This window comes from Brevundimonas sp. DC300-4 (assembly GCF_049897365.1).
Classification (GTDB): Bacteria; Pseudomonadota; Alphaproteobacteria; order Caulobacterales; family Caulobacteraceae; genus Brevundimonas.
This window is the reverse complement of record NZ_JAFCWC010000001.1, coordinates 511,990-529,108: the sequence shown is the minus strand read 5'-3', so window position 1 is coordinate 529,108 and position 17,119 is coordinate 511,990. Positions and strand designations below refer to the sequence as shown.

General features: G+C 67.8%; 16 protein-coding genes. 9 read left to right on the top strand and 7 right to left on the bottom strand.

What is annotated here, in order from left to right; genetic code table 11:
- The first annotated feature begins 24 nt into the window (after positions 1 to 24).
- The 8 genes from bamA to ACP7AZ_RS02675 all read left to right on the top strand — a co-directional run bounded on the left by bamA (position 25) and on the right by ACP7AZ_RS02675 (position 7,819).
- On the top strand, positions 25 to 2,454 hold the full coding sequence (gene bamA, locus ACP7AZ_RS02710; protein ID WP_426035815.1) for an outer membrane protein assembly factor BamA: 2,430 nt from the start codon (positions 25 to 27) through the stop codon (positions 2,452 to 2,454).
- 31 nt (positions 2,455 to 2,485) lie between these two features.
- A complete protein-coding gene (locus ACP7AZ_RS02705; protein ID WP_426035813.1) occupies positions 2,486 to 3,064 on the top strand; it encodes an OmpH family outer membrane protein in 579 nt (192 codons plus the stop codon).
- A gap of 10 nt (positions 3,065 to 3,074) precedes the next feature.
- Positions 3,075 to 4,088, top strand: coding sequence for a UDP-3-O-(3-hydroxymyristoyl)glucosamine N-acyltransferase (gene lpxD, locus ACP7AZ_RS02700; protein WP_426035811.1), 1,014 nt, complete (start codon positions 3,075 to 3,077; stop codon positions 4,086 to 4,088).
- Positions 4,081 to 4,551 carry a 3-hydroxyacyl-ACP dehydratase FabZ gene (fabZ, locus tag ACP7AZ_RS02695; RefSeq protein ID WP_426035809.1) on the top strand — a complete coding sequence of 157 codons (471 nt, stop codon included), beginning with the start codon at positions 4,081 to 4,083 and terminating at the stop codon, positions 4,549 to 4,551. The genes lpxD and fabZ overlap by 8 nt, the downstream gene beginning before the upstream one ends.
- On the top strand, positions 4,548 to 5,336 hold the full coding sequence (gene lpxA / locus ACP7AZ_RS02690) for an acyl-ACP--UDP-N-acetylglucosamine O-acyltransferase (protein WP_426035807.1): 789 nt from the start codon (positions 4,548 to 4,550) through the stop codon (positions 5,334 to 5,336). The genes fabZ and lpxA overlap by 4 nt, the downstream gene beginning before the upstream one ends.
- A 106-nt stretch (positions 5,337 to 5,442) precedes the next feature.
- Positions 5,443 to 6,282: a UDP-2,3-diacylglucosamine diphosphatase gene (gene lpxI, locus ACP7AZ_RS02685; protein WP_426035805.1), complete on the top strand. Its 840-nt coding sequence runs from the start codon at positions 5,443 to 5,445 to the stop codon at positions 6,280 to 6,282.
- A gap of 5 nt (positions 6,283 to 6,287) precedes the next feature.
- A complete protein-coding gene (lpxB, locus tag ACP7AZ_RS02680; RefSeq protein ID WP_426036074.1) occupies positions 6,288 to 7,463 on the top strand; it encodes a lipid-A-disaccharide synthase in 1,176 nt (391 codons plus the stop codon).
- Between the two features lie 20 nt (positions 7,464 to 7,483).
- Positions 7,484 to 7,819, top strand: coding sequence for an EF-hand domain-containing protein (locus ACP7AZ_RS02675; protein ID WP_426035803.1), 336 nt, complete (start codon positions 7,484 to 7,486; stop codon positions 7,817 to 7,819).
- On the opposite strand, the gene lepB is transcribed toward ACP7AZ_RS02675, so the two are convergent.
- From lepB to gltX, 3 genes are all read right to left on the bottom strand, one after another.
- Entirely contained in the window at positions 7,816 to 8,604 is a 789-nt protein-coding gene (gene lepB / locus ACP7AZ_RS02670) for a signal peptidase I (RefSeq protein WP_426035801.1), read from the bottom strand. The genes ACP7AZ_RS02675 and lepB overlap by 4 nt on opposite strands.
- Before the next feature lie 124 nt (positions 8,605 to 8,728).
- Entirely contained in the window at positions 8,729 to 10,030 is a 1,302-nt protein-coding gene (gene gltA, locus ACP7AZ_RS02665; protein ID WP_426035799.1) for a citrate synthase, read from the bottom strand.
- Between the two features lie 65 nt (positions 10,031 to 10,095).
- Complete coding sequence (gltX, locus tag ACP7AZ_RS02660) at positions 10,096 to 11,514, bottom strand: glutamate--tRNA ligase (RefSeq protein WP_426035797.1); 1,419 nt, start codon at positions 11,512 to 11,514, stop codon at positions 10,096 to 10,098.
- Between gltX and ACP7AZ_RS02655 the strand changes: the two genes are divergently transcribed.
- The gene (locus ACP7AZ_RS02655) at positions 11,513 to 13,699 is read left to right on the top strand and encodes a ComEC/Rec2 family competence protein (protein ID WP_426035795.1); all 2,187 of its coding nucleotides are present in this window, start codon (positions 11,513 to 11,515) and stop codon (positions 13,697 to 13,699) included. The two genes, gltX and ACP7AZ_RS02655, sit on opposite strands and share 2 nt — an antisense overlap.
- On the opposite strand, the gene lexA is transcribed toward ACP7AZ_RS02655, so the two are convergent.
- From lexA to ACP7AZ_RS02635, 4 genes are all read right to left on the bottom strand, one after another.
- The gene (gene lexA, locus ACP7AZ_RS02650) at positions 13,696 to 14,388 is read right to left on the bottom strand and encodes a transcriptional repressor LexA (RefSeq protein ID WP_303695772.1); all 693 of its coding nucleotides are present in this window, start codon (positions 14,386 to 14,388) and stop codon (positions 13,696 to 13,698) included. The genes ACP7AZ_RS02655 and lexA overlap by 4 nt on opposite strands.
- A 239-nt stretch (positions 14,389 to 14,627) precedes the next feature.
- Positions 14,628 to 15,416: an indole-3-glycerol phosphate synthase TrpC gene (trpC, locus tag ACP7AZ_RS02645; RefSeq protein WP_426035792.1), complete on the bottom strand. Its 789-nt coding sequence runs from the start codon at positions 15,414 to 15,416 to the stop codon at positions 14,628 to 14,630.
- Complete coding sequence (gene trpD, locus ACP7AZ_RS02640; RefSeq protein WP_426035790.1) at positions 15,413 to 16,456, bottom strand: anthranilate phosphoribosyltransferase; 1,044 nt, start codon at positions 16,454 to 16,456, stop codon at positions 15,413 to 15,415. The genes trpC and trpD overlap by 4 nt, the downstream gene beginning before the upstream one ends.
- A gap of 4 nt (positions 16,457 to 16,460) precedes the next feature.
- Positions 16,461 to 17,051: an anthranilate synthase component II gene (locus ACP7AZ_RS02635; RefSeq protein WP_426035788.1), complete on the bottom strand. Its 591-nt coding sequence runs from the start codon at positions 17,049 to 17,051 to the stop codon at positions 16,461 to 16,463.
- Positions 17,052 to 17,119: the final 68 nt, after the last annotated feature.

Below are 17,119 nucleotides of genomic sequence, written 5' to 3'. Positions count from 1 at the left end.
CGCCAGCCCCCGATGGTTTCCCGCATGATCCTGAACGACCTCCGCGCCGCATCGAATACGGGTGACCGCAACCTGCGCAGGACCTGCGTGGCCACGGCCAGCCTTCTGGCGCTTGTCGCGGGGACGCCGGCCCTGGCGCAGACCGCGCCGGCGCCCGCCATCCAGCCCGGCCAGATCGCCGCGCCGGCCGCCCAGACGGCTCCATCCGAGACCGGAGTGGTCAACCGCATCCTGGTCCAGGGCAACCAGCGCATCGACCAGACGACGGTGCTATCCTATCTGCCGATCCAGCCGGGCGACACCATCGACGCAGTGATCCTGGACGTCGCGATCCGCACCTTGGACCGAACCCAGTTGTTCGCCGATATCCAGATCGGCCTGCAGCCGAACGGCGACCTGGTCGTCCGCATCGTCGAGAACCCGATCATTAACCAGGTCGTGTTCGAGGGGAACGGCGCGATCAGCGAGGACAAGCTGCGCGAGGAAGTAACCATCGCGCCGCGCGGCATCTACACCCGCGCCCGGGTCCAGGAGGATGTGGGCAAGATCATTGAACTGTATCGTCTGTCGGGCCGTATCTCGGCGAACGTGACGCCCAAACTGGTCCAGCTCGAACAGAACCGCGTCGATCTGATCTTCGAGATCGACGAGGGCCCGGAGACGGGCGTCCAGTCGATCACCTTCCTGGGCAATGACGCCTTCTCCGACAGCGAGTTGCGCGAGGTCATGGTGACCAAGCAGACGCAGTGGTGGCGGCTGTTCACCAAGAACGACAACTACGACCCCGGCCGCCTTGATTATGACCGAGAGCAGCTGCGGAAATTCTATACGAACCGGGGCTACTACGACTTCCGCATCACCTCGGCCGTGGCCGAACTGGCGCCGGACGACAGCGCCTTCGCCATGACCCTGACGGTCGAAGAGGGTGACAAGTACAACTTCGGCGACATCCAGGTCGTGACCGAGAACGACCGCCTGAACGCGGACTTCCTGGAACTGCTGCTGCCGATCCGGACCGGCGACCTGTACGAGAGCGACAAGATCGAGAGCTCGGTCGACGCCCTGACCTTCGCGGCGGGCTCGGCGGGCTACGCCTTCGTCGACATCAACCCGACCTATCGTCCGAATCCCGAGACCGACGCCATCGACGTCACGTTCAACGTGTCGGAAGGCCAGCGTGTCTACGTCGATCGCATCAACGTCATCGGCAACACCCGCACCATCGACCCGGTCATCCGGCGCGAGCTGATGCTGACCGAAGGCGACGCCTTCAACCGCACCCTGCTGGAGCGGTCGCGCAACAACCTTCGGGCGCTGGGCTTCTTCAAGGAAGTCACGGTCGATGAGACCCGCGGCGCCGCGCCGGACCGTTCGATCGTCAATGTCACCGTCGAGGAGCAGCCGACAGGCGAACTGTCCGTCGGCGCGGGCTTCAGCTCCGTCGACAGCTTCGTGGTCAACCTGGGCATTTCGGAACGCAACTTCCGCGGGCGGGGCCAGAACGTGGTCGCCCGCGTCGAATGGGGCTCGCTGCGCCAGCAGATCGATTTCCGCTTCACCGAGCCCCGGTTCCTGGGCCGTGACGTCGGCGCGGGCTTTGACCTGTTCCACTCGCGCTACGATTTCCAGCAGGAATCGTCGTTCGACTATCGCTCGACCGGCGCAGGCGTGCGTCTGACCTACCCGCTGAACGGCTACAGCCGTCTGTCGACGCGCTACTTCATCAAGGACGACGAGATCCTGGTGCCGATCGGCTACTGCGACGCCAACGGTGTCGGCTCGTCGGCCCTGTGCGAACAGGTCGGCGCCTCGCTGAACTCGTCGGTCGGCTACACACTGCTGGTCGATCGCCGAAATGACCCGGTGCGCGCCACGCGCGGCTGGACAGGCTCGATCCGCCAGGACTTCGCGGGTCTCGGCGGCGACGTGAACTATGTGAAGACCGAGGTTGATGCGACCCTCTACTACGGCATCACCCCGAGCTGGATTGTCACTGTGGCGGGTTCGTCCGGCTATGTGTCCGGCTGGAGCGGCGACGCCGTGCGGATCAACGACCGCTTCTTCAAGGGCGGCAACAGCTTCCGCGGCTTCGAGAACGCCGGCATGGGGCCGCGCGATCTGGCAACGAATGATGCGCTGGGCGGCAATTTCTACGCCGTGGGCAGCGTCGAACTGACCCTGCCGAACGGCCTGCCCGCGCAGTACGGTATCAAGACCTCGCTGTTTGCCGACGTCGGCACCCTGGGGGTTCTGGACAACCGTTATACTCTCGGAACCAACGGCCTGCCGGACCCCTCCATCGCGGATGACCTGTCGCTGCGCGCGTCCGCCGGTCTCAGCGTCCACTGGAAGTCGCCGATGGGCCCGATCCGGTTCGATTTCAGCCAGATTCTGAGCAATGAAGACTACGACCGGACCGAAACCTTCCGCTTCTCGACCTCAACCCAGTTCTAAGCCCGGGCCCTTCGGCCCTAAAAGGTTACCCATGAAAATCCTCGCTATTGGCGCTTTCGCCCTGGCTTCGCTCGTCGCCTCGACCGCCGTCGCCCAGACCCAGGGCCCGCAAAATCCTGGTCCGAACATCCCGGGCGTCTGCGTCTATTTCAACCAGCGCCTGCTGGCGACCTCGACCGCCGGTCAGGCCGTTCAGGCCCGCATGGAACAGCTGGCGACCGAAGTTCAGGGCGAACTGTCGCCCTATGCCACAACGATCCAGACCGAGATCACTTCCCTGCAACAGGGCGGTCAGGCCGCTGACGCCGACGGTACGCGCCGCACGGCCCTGCAGGCTCGCATCCAGGAAGCCCAGACCCTGGAACAGACCCGCCAGGACGAACTGCGCTACACCCTGTCGGAACAGCGCCGCCTGATTTCGGCCGCTGTCGAGCCGATCCTGGTCGCCGTCTATCAGGAACGTGGCTGCGGCATCCTGATCGACCGCGAGAGCGTGTTCATCCTGAACCCGGCGATGGATGTGACCGACGTGGTCATCGAGCGGTTGAACAGCCAGCTGCCGACCCTGAGCTTCAACCGCCTGCCGGTCCCGGCTCAAGCGGCTCAATAAGGCGAAGGGCATGACGCCCGACGCCCGCTTTTTCGATACGCTGAGTCCGCTCGGCGTCGACGACCTCGCGGCCCTGACGGGCGGCGAGGTCGTTCGCACTTCGGATGTTCGCATCGCGCGGGTCGCACCGCTCGCCACGGCGGATGGTCGGGCCGTGGCCTTCCTCGGCGACCGAAAATTCCTCGGAGCGTTGCAGGCCACCACGGCCGGCTGCGTGATCCTGCCCAGTGAAGCCGTGGACGCCGCTCCGACCGGGGCGGCGGTCATAGTCTCCCGCACGCCTCAGGCGGCCTGGGCCGCTTGCGCAATTGCATTGCATCGCCCCATCCGGCTGACTGCGACATCGGTTGTCGATGTTTGCGAGGACGACAGCGTGGTGATCGAGTCGGGCGCGATCCTGAGTCAGGGCGCGCGCATCGGGCGAGGCAGCCGTATCGGCGCCAACAGCGTCATCGGCCCCGGAGTTCAGATCGGCCGCGACTGCGATATTGGCCCCAATGTCACCATCCGATTCGCCCTGATCGGCGATCGGGTGAAGATCTATGCCGGCGCACGGCTGGGCGAGGCCGGGTTCGGCGCCGCCGGCGGCACGACCGGCCCGGTGGACGTGCCGCAGTTGGGGCGCGTCATCATCCAGGACGGTGTCACGATCGGCGCCAACACCTGTATCGACCGGGGCGCATTCGATGACACGGTGATCGGCGAGAACACGAAGATCGATAATCTGGTCATGATCGCCCACAATTGCGTCATCGGTCGCAACTGCCTGATCGCGGGCCAGACGGGGATCTCGGGGTCGGTGACGATCGGAGACGGCGTCATGTTCGGCGGCCAGGCGGGCGTGGGCGACCACTTCAGGATCGGCGTCGGCGCGCGGGTAGCGGCGGGCGCAGGGGTGCTGGCCGACATTCCGGCGGGTGAAACCTGGTCCGGCTATCCGGCCAAACCGATCCGTCAGTTCTTGCGTGAAACTGTCTGGGTGTCCAAACAGGCGGGGCGAAAAAGAGAGCGGACGGATGACTGAGCCTGGGGTGAAGATCGACTACGCCGAGGTCATGCGCCGGCTGCCCCACCGTTATCCGTTCCTGCTGGTGGACAAGGCCGAGGCCTTCGTGGCGAGCACGTCGATCACGGGCATCAAGAACGTCACGCACAACGAGCCGTTCTTCCAAGGCCACTTCCCCATCGATCCCGTCATGCCGGGCGTCCTGATCGTCGAGGCCATGGCCCAGACTGGCGCGCTGCTGATGTCCAAGAGCCTGGACGTCGCCGTCGAGGGCAAGGTCATCATGTTCATGTCCATCGACGGCGTTCGCTTCCGGAAGCCCGCGCGGCCGGGCGATCAGTTGCGCATGGACGTTGTCGTGACCCGACAACGCGGCGACATCTTCAAGTTCCGGGGCGAGACCTTCATCGACGGCAAGCTGGCGGCCGAAGCCGACTTCGCGGCCATGGTCGTCACGGTCAACCAGCCCGTCACGCCATGAGCCATATCCACCCCACCGCCATCGTCGACGGCTCGGTCGACCTGGGTGCGGACGTGGCGATCGGGCCGTGGTGCATCGTGGGACCTGGCGTGACGCTGGCGGACGGGGTCCATCTCGTCAGCCATGTGGTGGTCCAGCAGGACACCTCGGTCGGCGCCCGCACCGTCATCCACCCCTTCGCCGTCATCGGCGGCGACCCCCAGCACAATGGCTACAAGGGCGAGACGGTCCGGCTGGAGATCGGCTCGGACAACGCGATCCGCGAGCACGCCACCTTCAACCGGGGCACGCCGCAGGGATCGGGCGTGACGCGTGTCGGCTCTAACGGCCTGTTCATGACCGGCGCCCACGTCGGCCACGATGCGGTCGTCGGCGACCATGTGGTGATGGCCAACAGCGCGACCCTGGGCGGCCATGCGCGGATCGGCGACAAGGTCTTCCTCGGCGGCCTCTGCGCCGTGCACCAGAACGGCCGGGTGGGGCAGGGCGCCATCGTTGGCGGTCTCGCGGCCGTGACGCGCGACGTGATCCCCTATGGTTCGGCCTGGGGCAACCATGCTCAGCTGCACGGCCTGAACCTGATCGGGCTGAAGCGGAAAGGCTACGGCAAGGACGCTGTGCGCCGGTTGCTGGCGGCTTTCCGGGACCTGTTTGAAGGCGAAGGGGTGTTCGCGGACCGGCTCGATGCGGTCGAGGCCGGTTACGCGGACCTGCCCGAGATCATGGAGATCGTCGCCTTCATCCGCGAGGACGGCAAACGGCCTTTGTGCCTGCCGGGCGAATGATCAAAACCCCACGCCAAACTGACCAGGAATCGGGACCAATCCGATCAGTCGGGACGTCAAGTGCGTCAGACTCGCCAATCGCGCGTTCGACCAGCGACGGCGCGGCATGAGCGCCGGCAAGCTCGGTGTCATCGCGGGCGGGGGCGCCCTGCCGCTGGCGATTGCGGCGCGGTGCGAGGCCGAGGGGCGGCCTGTGTTCGTGGTGCGGTTGACCAGCTTCGCCGACCCGCATCTGATCCGTTATCCGGGACTGGAAGCGGGCTTGGCCGAGATCGGTCGGGTGCTGGCGGCGTTGAAGGCGGCGGACTGTGTCGCCGTCTGTTTTGCCGGGACCGTGAACCGTCCGGACTTCAAGGCTCTGAAGCCCGATCTGAAGGGCGCGTTGGTGCTGCCGGGAATCATCGCGGCGGCGACGAAGGGCGACGACGCCCTGCTGCGCAAGATCCTGTCGGTGTTCGAGAACGAGGGCTATGCCATCGAAGGGGCCGACGACATTCTGGGCGGCGAGACCCTGACGGTCGGCGCCCTGGGCCGCGTCACGCCGGATGAAGCCCAGCTTTCAGACCTCAGGAAAGCACTGCATGTCGCTGAAAAGGCAGGCGAACTGGATATCGGACAGGGCGCGGTCGTGTGCGACGGTCTGGTCCTCGCGGTCGAAGCCCAGGAGGGCACCGATGCCATGTTGGCCCGGGTTGCGGGGCTGCCCGGCGATCTGCGCGGCGCCACGGGCAATCCGAAAGGGGCGTTAGGAAAGGCCCCGAAGCCGATCCAGGACCTGCGCGTCGACATGCCGGTCATGGGCGCACAGACGATCGAGATGGCCGCCGCCGCCGGGCTGGCGGGCGTCGGCGGGGTCGCGGGCAAGCTGATCCTGATCGACCGGCCCGCGATCATCGAGGCTGCGGATCGGCTGGGCCTGTTCGTCTGGGGCGAGGACCGGTCGTGAAAGTCATGCTGGTCGCCGCCGAGGCCTCGGGCGATTCGTTGGGCGCGGGGTTGGCGCAGGCCCTGCGAGCTCGGCTATCGGACATCGCCTTCGTCGGCGTCGGCGGCCCGAAGATGGCGGCCGAGGGCGTCGAGAGCCCTTTCGACATCGCCCAGCTGTCCATCCTCGGCTGGCTGGAGGGGTTGCGGGCCTATGGCCGGGTCAAGGCGAGGGTCGCCGATACCGTCGCCCTGGCGGTGCGCGAGCGGCCCGACGCAGTGGTCCTGATCGACAGCTGGGGGTTCACCATCAGGGTCGCCAAGGCGCTGCGGCTGGTGCTGCCCGGCGTGCCGCTGATCAAATACGTCGGCCCCCAGGTCTGGGCCTCGCGACCGGGCCGGGCGAAGACTCTGGCGGGCGCGGTCGATCATCTGCTGGCCCTCTACGCCTTCGACGCGCCGTGGTTCGAGCGCCAAGGCCTGGCCACGACCGTGGTGGGCCCGCAGGCGCTGCACATCGACATGGGCACGGCGGATCCGGTGGCCTTCCGCGCCGCGCGGGGGATCGCCGCCGATGCGCCCCTGCTGCTGGTCATGCCCGGCAGCCGCCCGAGCGAGATCCGCCTGATGACGCCCGTCTATGAGGCGGCGATCCAGAAACTGAAGACGGAGCGTCCGGGCCTGGAGGTTGCGGTCGTCGTTGCGGGCACGGTCGCGGACGACGTGACGGCGCGTATCGCCGCCTGGCCGTTCCGGACCCACGTGGTCAGTGAAGCCGATAAATACGCGGCGATGAAGGCGGCCGGTGTGGCCCTCGCCACCAGCGGCACGGTCTCGACCGAATTGGCGCTTGCGGGCGCGCCCATGGTGATCGCCTACCGGTTCGCGCCGCTCAGTTACGCGATCATGAAGCCCTTCTTCACAGGCAGATACGCGACCCTGTTCAACCACGCGGCGGACGAGGAAATCGCGCGCGAGCTGATCCAGACCGATGCGACGCCGGAGAAGGTCGCGGCCGAGGTCGGTCGGTTGCTTCGCAATCCCGACGCGCGGGCGGCCCAGACCCGGCGCCAAACGGAGGCGCTGGACTATATGGGCAGGGGAGGCGAGGACCCGTCGGCCCTGGCCGCCGAAGCGGTTCTGACGATCATCGCGGGCGCCTCTGGATCAAACGGCGCATCCGCCCTAGATTCCGGCCGCTGATCCTTCTGGATGACCGTCGAATGACCTCTCCTCGCCTGCCAAAGAAAAGCGAGACGCTGGAAATCCGGCTGCCGCACGCCGCGAAGCTTGCCTTCATGGAGCGTTGCCGCGCGGCCGGCCTGACCGCGAGCGAGGTCGTGCGCCGCCAGATCGAGAGCGAGGCTCCGACGGCTCCGAAGGCGCACCGGACGATGACGGCCTGGCAGGTGCTGGCTGCTGCCATCGCGGGCGTCGTCATCGGCGCGGCCGCGGCGCCGTCGATCGCCCAGGCCCTGCCGGGATCCCGTGCCGCCTTCGACCAGATGGACGCCAACCATGACGGCGTCGTCTCCTTCGCGGAGTTTCAGGCCCGCTAGCGTATACGGTGGGCGATCCGGCCTGGCCTCAGGTTGAACCATGTCCAAGGCTTCCAGAGCGAGGCACCCGGCTTCCACGAGGCAACCACGAGTTCGGCGCGTCCCACGACGTTCGTGACCGGCAGCAGGCCTACGCCGACGTCTCCAGACCAGCGGCTGTCCAGCGAGTTGTCGCGGTGATCGCCCATGACGAACAACTGACCCTCGGGCACGATCCGGGCGGGGCGATCGTCGCCCTCAAGCCCGTGTCCGGCATCGAAGGTGATGTAGGCGCGGCCATCCACCTGACGCTCCTCGACCTGCTCCACGGGCCGTGCGGGCGCGTCCAGATCGAGGCCCGGGCCGAGCGCCCGCTGGGACAGGGCCTGACCGTTGACCGTCACGGCGCCGCCCGAGACCGACACTGTGTCGCCGGGCAGGCCGATGACCCGCTTTATCCAGGTCTCCTGCGGGTTGCTCGGCCGGCGGAAGACGACGACGTCGCCGCGGTTGGGCAGATGCTCGAACAGTCGCCCCGACGGCAGGGGCGGATTGAAGGGCAGGGAGGCGCGGCTCCAGCCATAGGCGAACTTGGAGACCACCAGATAGTCGCCGACGACCAGGCCGGGCTCCATCGAGGCCGAGGGGATGGTGAAGGGCTGGAAGGCGACTGTCTGGATCGCGACCGCAGCGGCCAGGGCGACAGCGATGGTGCGGACCGTGTCGATGATCTCGGCCATGCCTGACGGCGCCGCGTCTGTCGTGGTCGGCGTGTCCGGAGGACGGGTGTCGGGGGTCTGGGTCATGCCGGCACCTGAGCGCCCGACCGCTCTCTGCGCCAGCGAAGTCTTGTCCGGACAGCGCCCGATCGTGTCCGGACAAAGAAAAACGCCGGGGCGCGGGCCCCGGCGTCTTGTCTGTGCGGCTGTATCAGCCCCGGTTCTGGATCGGCACGTAATCGCGCTCTGTCGGACCGGTGTAGAGTTGGCGCGGACGGCCGATCTTCTGCGCCGGATCGGCCAGCATCTCTTCCCACTGGGCGATCCAGCCCACCGTGCGGGCCAGGGCGAACAGGACGGTGAACATCGAGGTCGGGAAGCCCATCGCCGAGAGGGTAATGCCCGAATAGAAGTCGACGTTCGGGAACAGCTTACGCTCGATGAAATACTCGTCCGAAAGAGCGATGCGCTCCAGTTCCTTGGCGACCTGGAACAGGGGATCGTTCTTGTCGCCGACCAGTTCGAGGATCTCGTCCGCGGACTCCTTCATCACCGTCGCCCGGGGATCGTAGTTCTTGTACACGCGGTGGCCGAAGCCCATCAGCTTGTATTTCTTGTCCTTAACGCCCTGGATGAACTCCGGAATCTTGTCGGGCGTGCCGATTTCCTTGAGCATCATCAGCGCCTCTTCGTTGGCGCCGCCGTGCGACGGACCCCACAGGCAGGCGATGCCGGCGGCGATACAGGCGAAGGGGTTGGCGCCCGACGAACCGGCCAGGCGAACGGTCGACGTCGAGGCGTTCTGTTCGTGGTCGGCGTGCAGGGTGAAGATGCGGTCCATGGCCTTGGCCATCTTCGGATCGACGACATAGTCCTCGGCCGGAACGGCGAAGCACATACGCAGGAAATTCTCGGCGTAGCTGAGGTCGTTGCGCGGCGAAACGAACGGCTGGCCGATGTGGTATTTGTAGGCGCGGGCCGCCAGGGTCGGCATCTTGGCGATCAGGCGGATGGCCGAGATGTTGCGCTGGACCGGATCGTGGATGTCCAGGCTGTCGTGGTAGAAGGCCGACAGGGCGCCGACCGTGCCAACCATGATCGCCATCGGATGGGCGTCGCGGCGGAAGCCTTCGAAGAAGCGGTCGAACTGCGAATGCAGCATGGTGTGGCGGGTGATCGTCTCCTCGAACGCCGCGTACTCGGCGGCGGTCGGAAGCTCGCCGTGCAACAGCAGATGGCAGACCTCGATGAAGTTCGACTTCGAGGCCAGCTGGCCGATCGGATAGCCGCGGTGCAGCAGGATGCCGGCGTCACCGTCGATATAGGTGATGGCGCTTTCACAGGCCGCCGTAGAGGTGAAGCCCGGGTCGAAGGTGAAGGCGTCGGTCGCGCCGTACAGTTTGCGTATATCGATAACGTCAGGTCCGGTCGTGCCGGACAGGACCGGCAGTTCGACGGACTTGTCGCCGTAGGTCAGGGTCGCCGACCCGGCGGATTTGGAGGCTTCGGTCATCTGGCGCCCTTGCTTTCGTGTTCTGTCCGGACGCGAGAAACCCGGACCCCGATTGTTATGGCCGTTCACTTAGTCTGTTGCAGCGCATCATCCAAGCGCCCCAGCGCGTCTTCGCGTCCGAGGGCCGAGAGGGTGCGCGCGATGTCGGGCGAAGCGATCCCGCCAGTCAGGGCTGCGCGCATCGGCGGGCCGATCTTGCCGAAGCCGACGCCCTCTTCCTCCGCGAAGGCCTTGAGCTCGGCCTCCAGGGCAAACACGTCCCAGCTTTCGAACAGGGCGAGACGCGCGCGGACGCGGGCGATGCGTTCGACCGTCTCTCCGGACAGCAGGGCGCGGGCCTTTTCGTCGAGTTCGAGCGGACGGGTCTTGAGAACGAAAGCTGTCTGATCCGCCAGTTCCAGCAGGGTCTTTGCGCGATCCTTGACGAACGGCATGGCGCGCTGGAGGCGGGCCTCGTCGCCCTCGTTGAGGGGCGCGCCCCTGGCGAGATGGGCGTCCAGCGTCAGGCCGGCCAGCCGCTCGTCGGCGGCCAGACGCAGCCAGTGCGAATTGACGTGGGCCAGCTTGTCGAAGTCCAGTCGGGCCGGCGCCTTGCCGACGCCGTCCAGATCGAACCAGTCCCGCGCCTGTTCGTCGCCGAACAGTTCGTCGTCGCCATGGGCCCAGCCCAGACGAGCCAGATAGTTGCGCATCGCCTCGGGCAGATAGCCCATGTCGGCATACTCATGGACCGCCTGGGCGCCGTGGCGCTTCGACAGTTTGGCGCCGTCGGGGCCGTGGATCAGCGGGATGTGGGCGAACACGGGCCGGTTCCAGCCCAGGGCGTCATAGATCAGCGACTGGCGCGCGGCATTGTTCAGATGGTCGTCGCCGCGAATGACATGCGTCACCCCCATGTCGTGGTCGTCGACGACGACGGCGAGATTATAGGTCGGGGCGCCGTCGGAGCGCAGCAGGACCAGGTCGTCCAGATCGTTCGCGTCCCAACTGACCTCGCCCTGGACGGCGTCCGGCACAATGACCCGGCCCGGCAGGGGGCGTCGGAAGCGCACGACGTGCGGCTGGGACAGGTCGTCGACGGTCGGCTGGCGGTCGCGCCATGGCGATTCGAAGGTACGGCGTTCGGTCTTGGCTTCGTCGCGCAGGCGGCCGGTCTCCTCCGCGGTTGTGAAGTCGCGATAGGCAGCGCCGAGCTCAAGCAACTGGTCCACGACGTCGCGGTGCCGGTCGGCCTGGGCGTGCTGAAAAACCGGCTCCTCGTCGGCGAACAGCTCAAGCCAGCTCAGGCCGTCGAAGATCGCCTTGACGGCGTCGTCGGTCGAACGCTCCCGGTCGGTGTCCTCGATGCGGACGAGGAACTTGCCGCCGCGGCCTTTCGCGTAAAGGTAGTTGAACAACGCCGTTCTCGCGCCTCCTATATGGAGGTAGCCGGTGGGCGAGGGGGCGAAGCGGGTGACGACCTGGGGAGAGGAGGCTGTGGGCATGGGGGAGGGGTCCGAACGGGCCGCCCTTATACCCCCCGATGCGGCAAAGCCCAGCCTGTCGGCGCGTCTTCGTGCCTGGGCCTGGGACGAGGTGCTGGCCCAGTCGATGCGCTGGCGGCTGTGGGCGCCGGTGGCCTTCGGCGGCGGGGCGGCGGTCTATTTCGCGCTGAGGCAGGAGCCGCCGTTGTGGCCACCGGCGGTCGCGGCGGTGTCGGCGACGGGGGTGTGGCTGGGCGCGAAGCTGCTGAGGCGGGGTCGGGCTGTTACCCTGCCGCTGATGCTGGTCGCCTGCCTGTTCCTGGGGCTCGCGGGCGCCAGGCTGCGGGCGGAGGCGGTGGCGGCGCCGATCGCGCCGGCGCTGGCGGAGCCGACCGTCGTCGAGGGCTGGGTCGTCGATGTCGACAGCCCGGGCGACCGCGGCCATCGGATCGTCGTCGCGCCGGTGCGGATCCGGGGGCTGGAGCCCGAGGCGACGCCAATCCGGCTGCGGGCGACGGTGCGGGGGGAGCCGCCGACCCCGGGCTCGGCGATCCGGCTGTTCGCCATCCTCAATCCGCCGCCGCCCCCGGCCAGTCCCGGGGCCTATGATTTCGGCCGCAACGCCTGGTTTCAGAGGCTCGGCGGCACGGCTTTCGCACTGGGCGAGACGCGGGAGGCGTATCTGGCGCCGCCGCCATGGCGACTGCGGCTGTCGATGGCGGTCAACGGCGCGCGGTTCGCCCTGTCGCAGCGGATCGTCGCCCGGCTGGGCGAGCGGACGGGCGGGATCGCGGCGGCCATGACCACGGGCCATGAGACCTGGATCGCGCGCGAAGACCTCGATGCCATGCGGGATTCCGGCCTGGCGCACATCCTGTCGATCTCGGGTCTGCACATGGCCATCGTCGGCGGGTTCGCCTTCTTCCTTGTCCGGCTTGGCGTCGCCGCCTGGCCGTGGCTGGCGCTGAGGGTGTCGGGCAAGAAGGTGGCGGCGGTCGCGGGGCTGGTCGCCGTGTGGAGCTATCTGGTGCTGTCCGGCGCGCCCCCGCCGGCGCAGCGGGCGGCGATCACGGCGTCGGTCGCTTTCGCGGCGATCCTGCTGGACCGGCCGGCGATCACCATGCATGCGCTGGCGCTGGCGGCGATGGTTGTCCTGATCCTTCAGCCTGAGGCCATCGTGACGCCGGGCTTCCAGATGTCGTTCGCAGCGACGGCGGCCCTGGTGGCCTTGTCGGAGGGCTGGCCGCCGAGGACACGGGAGCTGTCCGTGCCCTGGCCGATCGCGGCGTTCCAGTCGGCGCGGCACTGGCTGTTGATCGCCGTGACGGCCAGTCTGGTGGCCGGCGCGGCGACCGGACCGTTCGCGGTCCAGCATTTCAACAGGGCGGCCATGTACGGGCTGCTCGCCAACCTGACGACGTCGCCTATCGCGGACTTCGTGATGATGCCGGCGCTGGCGCTGGGAGCCTTGCTGGAGCCCATCGGGCTGGGCGGGCCGTTCCTGTGGGTGGCCGGCAAGGGAGTCGACCTGATGCTGGCCATCGGTCACTGGACGGCGGGGCTGCCAGGGGCGGTGAAGACCATCGCCAGCGCGCCGGACCATGTGCTGCCGATCTCGTTCCTCGGCGTCCTTTTCCTGTGCCTGTGGCAGGGGCGGCTGCGGTGGCTGGGCCTGCCCTTCGCCTGCGCTGTCCTGCTGTGGCCTCGCGCGCCCACACCGACGCTCTGGATCGGGGATGGCGGAACGAACGCGGCGTTCAGCGAGGCGGGCAAGGCGGTCGTGGTGCGGCCGGGCGTGCGGCAGTTCGCGGCGGACCTGTGGTCGCGGCGGCGCGGGCTGACGCTGGAGCCACGACCCGAAGACGGATGGGTCTGCGCGCGATCAAGCTGCGCTCCGGCCAAAACCGATAGGGCGCCCATCGCCCTGTGGTGGGGGAAGGCCGCGCCGGACGCCGGCCAGCTCGCCGCCTTGTGCGCCTCAGCGCCGCTGGTCAGCGTCCGAGCCGTTGTCCAAGACCTGCCGCCAAGCTGCGATGGAAAACTGGTGCTCGACGGACTGGATTATGCGCAGGGCGGTTCAGTCGAGTTGTGGCGCACCGCTCAGGGCTGGCGCGCGGTCTGGGCCACTGATGTGCGGGGCGACAGGCCTTGGAGCCGCATCAGCGATCCCGATGCGGCGGATGTGGTCCCGAGTGACGGCGTCTAGTGGTATTGGCGGATCAGGCCGACCAGCTTGCCCTGGACCTCGACCTGGTCGGGACCGAAGATGCGGGTCTCGTAGTTGCGGTTGGCGGGCTCCAGGGCGATGGAATTGCCCTTCTTGCGCAAGCGTTTGAGCGTCGCCTCTTCACCTTCAACCAAAGCCACGACGATCTCGCCGGACGCGGCGGTGTCGACACGTTTGATGACCACCAGGTCGCCGTTGAGGATGCCGGCCTCGATCATCGAATCGCCTTCGATCTCGAGCATGTAGTGCTCGCCGGCGCCCAGCATGGATTCGGGCACCTGATAGCGGCCGTGGTCCTGTTGCAGGGCGGCGATGGGCACGCCGGCGGCGATCTTGCCGACCAGAACCAGTTCGCGGGTGTCGTTGGCGGGCTCGGCGGCAGGGCTGCGGCCCCCGCCCTCGATGACCGCCGGGGTGAAGCCCGCGCGGCCACGCACAGCTCCCGCCGTCGCCTGTTCCGGCAGCTTGGTCACCTCAAGGGCGCGGGCGCGGTGGGCGAGGCGGCGGATGAAGCCGCGTTCCTCCAGCGCCGTGATCAGCCGGTGGATGCCCGACTTGGACGCCAGATCCAGCGCCTCCTTCATCTCGTCGAACGACGGCGAAACGCCGGTCTCCTTGAGTCGTTCATGGATGAACATCAGGAGTTCGTGCTGCTTGCGCGTCAGCATGGTGGGAATCGCCTCCAGAACAAGTCGTGAACCGTTGCCGATGTTCTGTAAGTGTTCTTGCCTAATGTCAACTTAACGGCAGAGGCGAATACCCTCTCCCGGTGGAAGGGGGCCTGAGCGCCCGAGAGCGGCGCGATCGGTCTTGCGCGAAACGGCGAGTGTCGTGCGCTGCTGGTGAGGTCCGATCCTCATCCGTCTCGCTTCGCGAGCCACCTTCTCCCAGCGGGAGAAGGAAGACCCTAGGCGAGCAGAGCTTGCGTCGCGGCCGTCACGTCCGCCTGACGCATCAGGCTTTCGCCGACGAGGATGGCCGCGGCGCCAGCGCTGGAGACCTCCAAGACATCGGCCGGGCTGAAGATCCCGCTTTCGGCCACCAGAAGCGAGCCCGCTGGCGACAGCGGGGCCAGGCGGGCCGTGGCGCGGAGGTCGACGTCGAACGTTCGCAGGGAACGGTTGTTGATGCCGACCAGATCCCCGCGCAACGCGGCGGCGCGCTCCATCTCGGCCTCGTCGTGGGTCTCGATCAGGGCGTCCATACCGAAGCGTTTCGCCTCGGATAGCAGCTCGCCGGCCAGAACGTCGTCGATCATAGCCAGGATGATCAGGATGCAGTCGGCGCCCAGGGCGCGGCTCTCGGCCACCTGCCAGGGGTCGACGAGGAAGTCCTTGCGCAGACAGGGCAGGGCGACCGCGGCGCGGGCCTGGATCAGATAGTCGTCGGCGCCCTCGAAGCTGGGGCCGTCGGTCAGGATCGACAGGCAGGCCGCGCCCCCCGCCTCGTAGGCCTGCGCCAGGGCCGGCGGGTCGAAGTCCGCACGGATCAGGCCCTTTGATGGACTGGCCTTCTTGATCTCGGCGATCAGGGCGGGGCGGCCGGGCGCGGCGCGGCGCTCCAGCGCGCTGCGGAAGCCGCGCGGCATGCCGGCGATCAGCGCCAGGGATTCGATCTCCGCCTGCGGCTGGGCGGCCTTGCGGGCGGCCACGTCCTCGCGCTTGTAGGCGGCGATACGGTCGAGGATGTCGGTCATGCGGGGTCTTCGGCAACGGGCGGCGGCATCGAGGTGATGCGGGCCAGATCGGCGAGCGCCCGGGCCGCCCTGCCCTCGTCGATGGCGACAGCGGCGAGGGCCACGCCGACTTTGAGGTCCGGCGCCTTGTCCGCGACCACCAGGGCGGCGGCGGCGTTCAACAGCACGACGTCGCGATAGGGACCGGTCTCCCCGGCCAGCAGGGCGGTCAGGGCCACCGCATTGGTCTCCGCGTCGCCGCCGCGCAGGGCTTCGATGTCGGCGCGGGGCAGGCCGGCGTCCTCGGGCGTGACGGTGAAACGGCGGACGACCCCGTCCTTCCACTCCGCCACCTCGGTCGGTCCCGTGGTGGTCAGTTCGTCGAGGCCCTGACCGTGGACGGTCCAGGCCCGGGTCGCGCCGAGCCGGCCCAGCACCTCGGCCAGCGGCTCGACAAGGCGCGGATCATAGACGCCCATGACCTGACGTTTGGCGCCCGCTGGATTGGAGAGCGGTCCCAGAAGGTTGAAGACGGTGCGGAAACCGATCTCGGCGCGGACCGGTCCGACGTGGCGCATGGCGCCGTGGTAGGCGGGGGCGAACAGGAAGGCGATGCCGGCCTCGTCGAGCGCCTGCCGCTGCTGCGCCAGTCCCGCGGTCAGGTCGACGCCGAGGACGCTGAGCACGTCCGATGACCCGGATTTCGAACTCATGGCGCGGTTGCCGTGTTTGGCGACCTTCAGGCCCGCGCCGGCCAGCACCAGGGCGGCGGCGGTCGAGATGTTGAAGGTGTGGGCCCCGTCGCCGCCGGTGCCGCAGGTGTCGATGACGTCATAGGGATGGTCCAGCGTCACGGCCGCATCGCGCATCGCCTGGGCGAAGGCGGCGATCTCCTCGACCGTCTCGCCGCGGATCCGCAGGGCGGTCACGGCGGCGGCGACCTGGGCCGGCGTCGGCTCGCCGCGCAGACAGGCGGCGAAGAAGTCGCCGGCCTCGGCCGTGGTCAGGGTCTGGCCGTCGACCAGCTTGGCCAGCAGCGGCTTGAAACCACCCTCAGCCATGGGATCAGACCATCGCCAGACGCTTGACGCCCGCCTGGTCGAGGAAGTTCGCGAGCATCTCGTGACCGTGTTCGGTGGCGATGGACTCGGGATGGAACTGGACCCCGTAGATCGGCCGCTCGTGATGCTGGAAGCCCATTATCTCGCCGTCCTCGGTCCAGGCCGTGACGTTGAGGCTGTTGGGCAGGGTTTCGCGCTGGACCGCGAGCGAATGATACCGGGTCGCGGTAAAGGGCGACGGCAGACCGGCGAACATCCCCTTGCCTTCATGGATGATGGGCGAGGTCTTGCCGTGCATCAAGGCCTTGGCGCGGATGACGTGGCCGCCCATCGCCTGGCCGATCGCCTGGTGACCCAGGCAGACGCCGAGGATCGGCATGTCCAGCGGCGCGGTGTCGATCAGGGGCAGGCAGATGCCGGCCTGATCGGGGGCGCAGGGGCCGGGCGACAGCAGGACCGCCTCGGGCTTCAGGGCCCAGGCCTCCTCCGTCGTCAGGTCGTCGTTGCGCACGACATGCGTCGTCGCGCCCAGCTCCGCGAGGTAGTGGACGAGGTTGTAGGTAAAGCTGTCGTAGTTATCGACGACGAGGATCATGCCGCGCTTCTAGAGCGGGACCGCGCCGACGCCAAGCCGACGCGTGCGCAACGGATCGTTAACGGTCG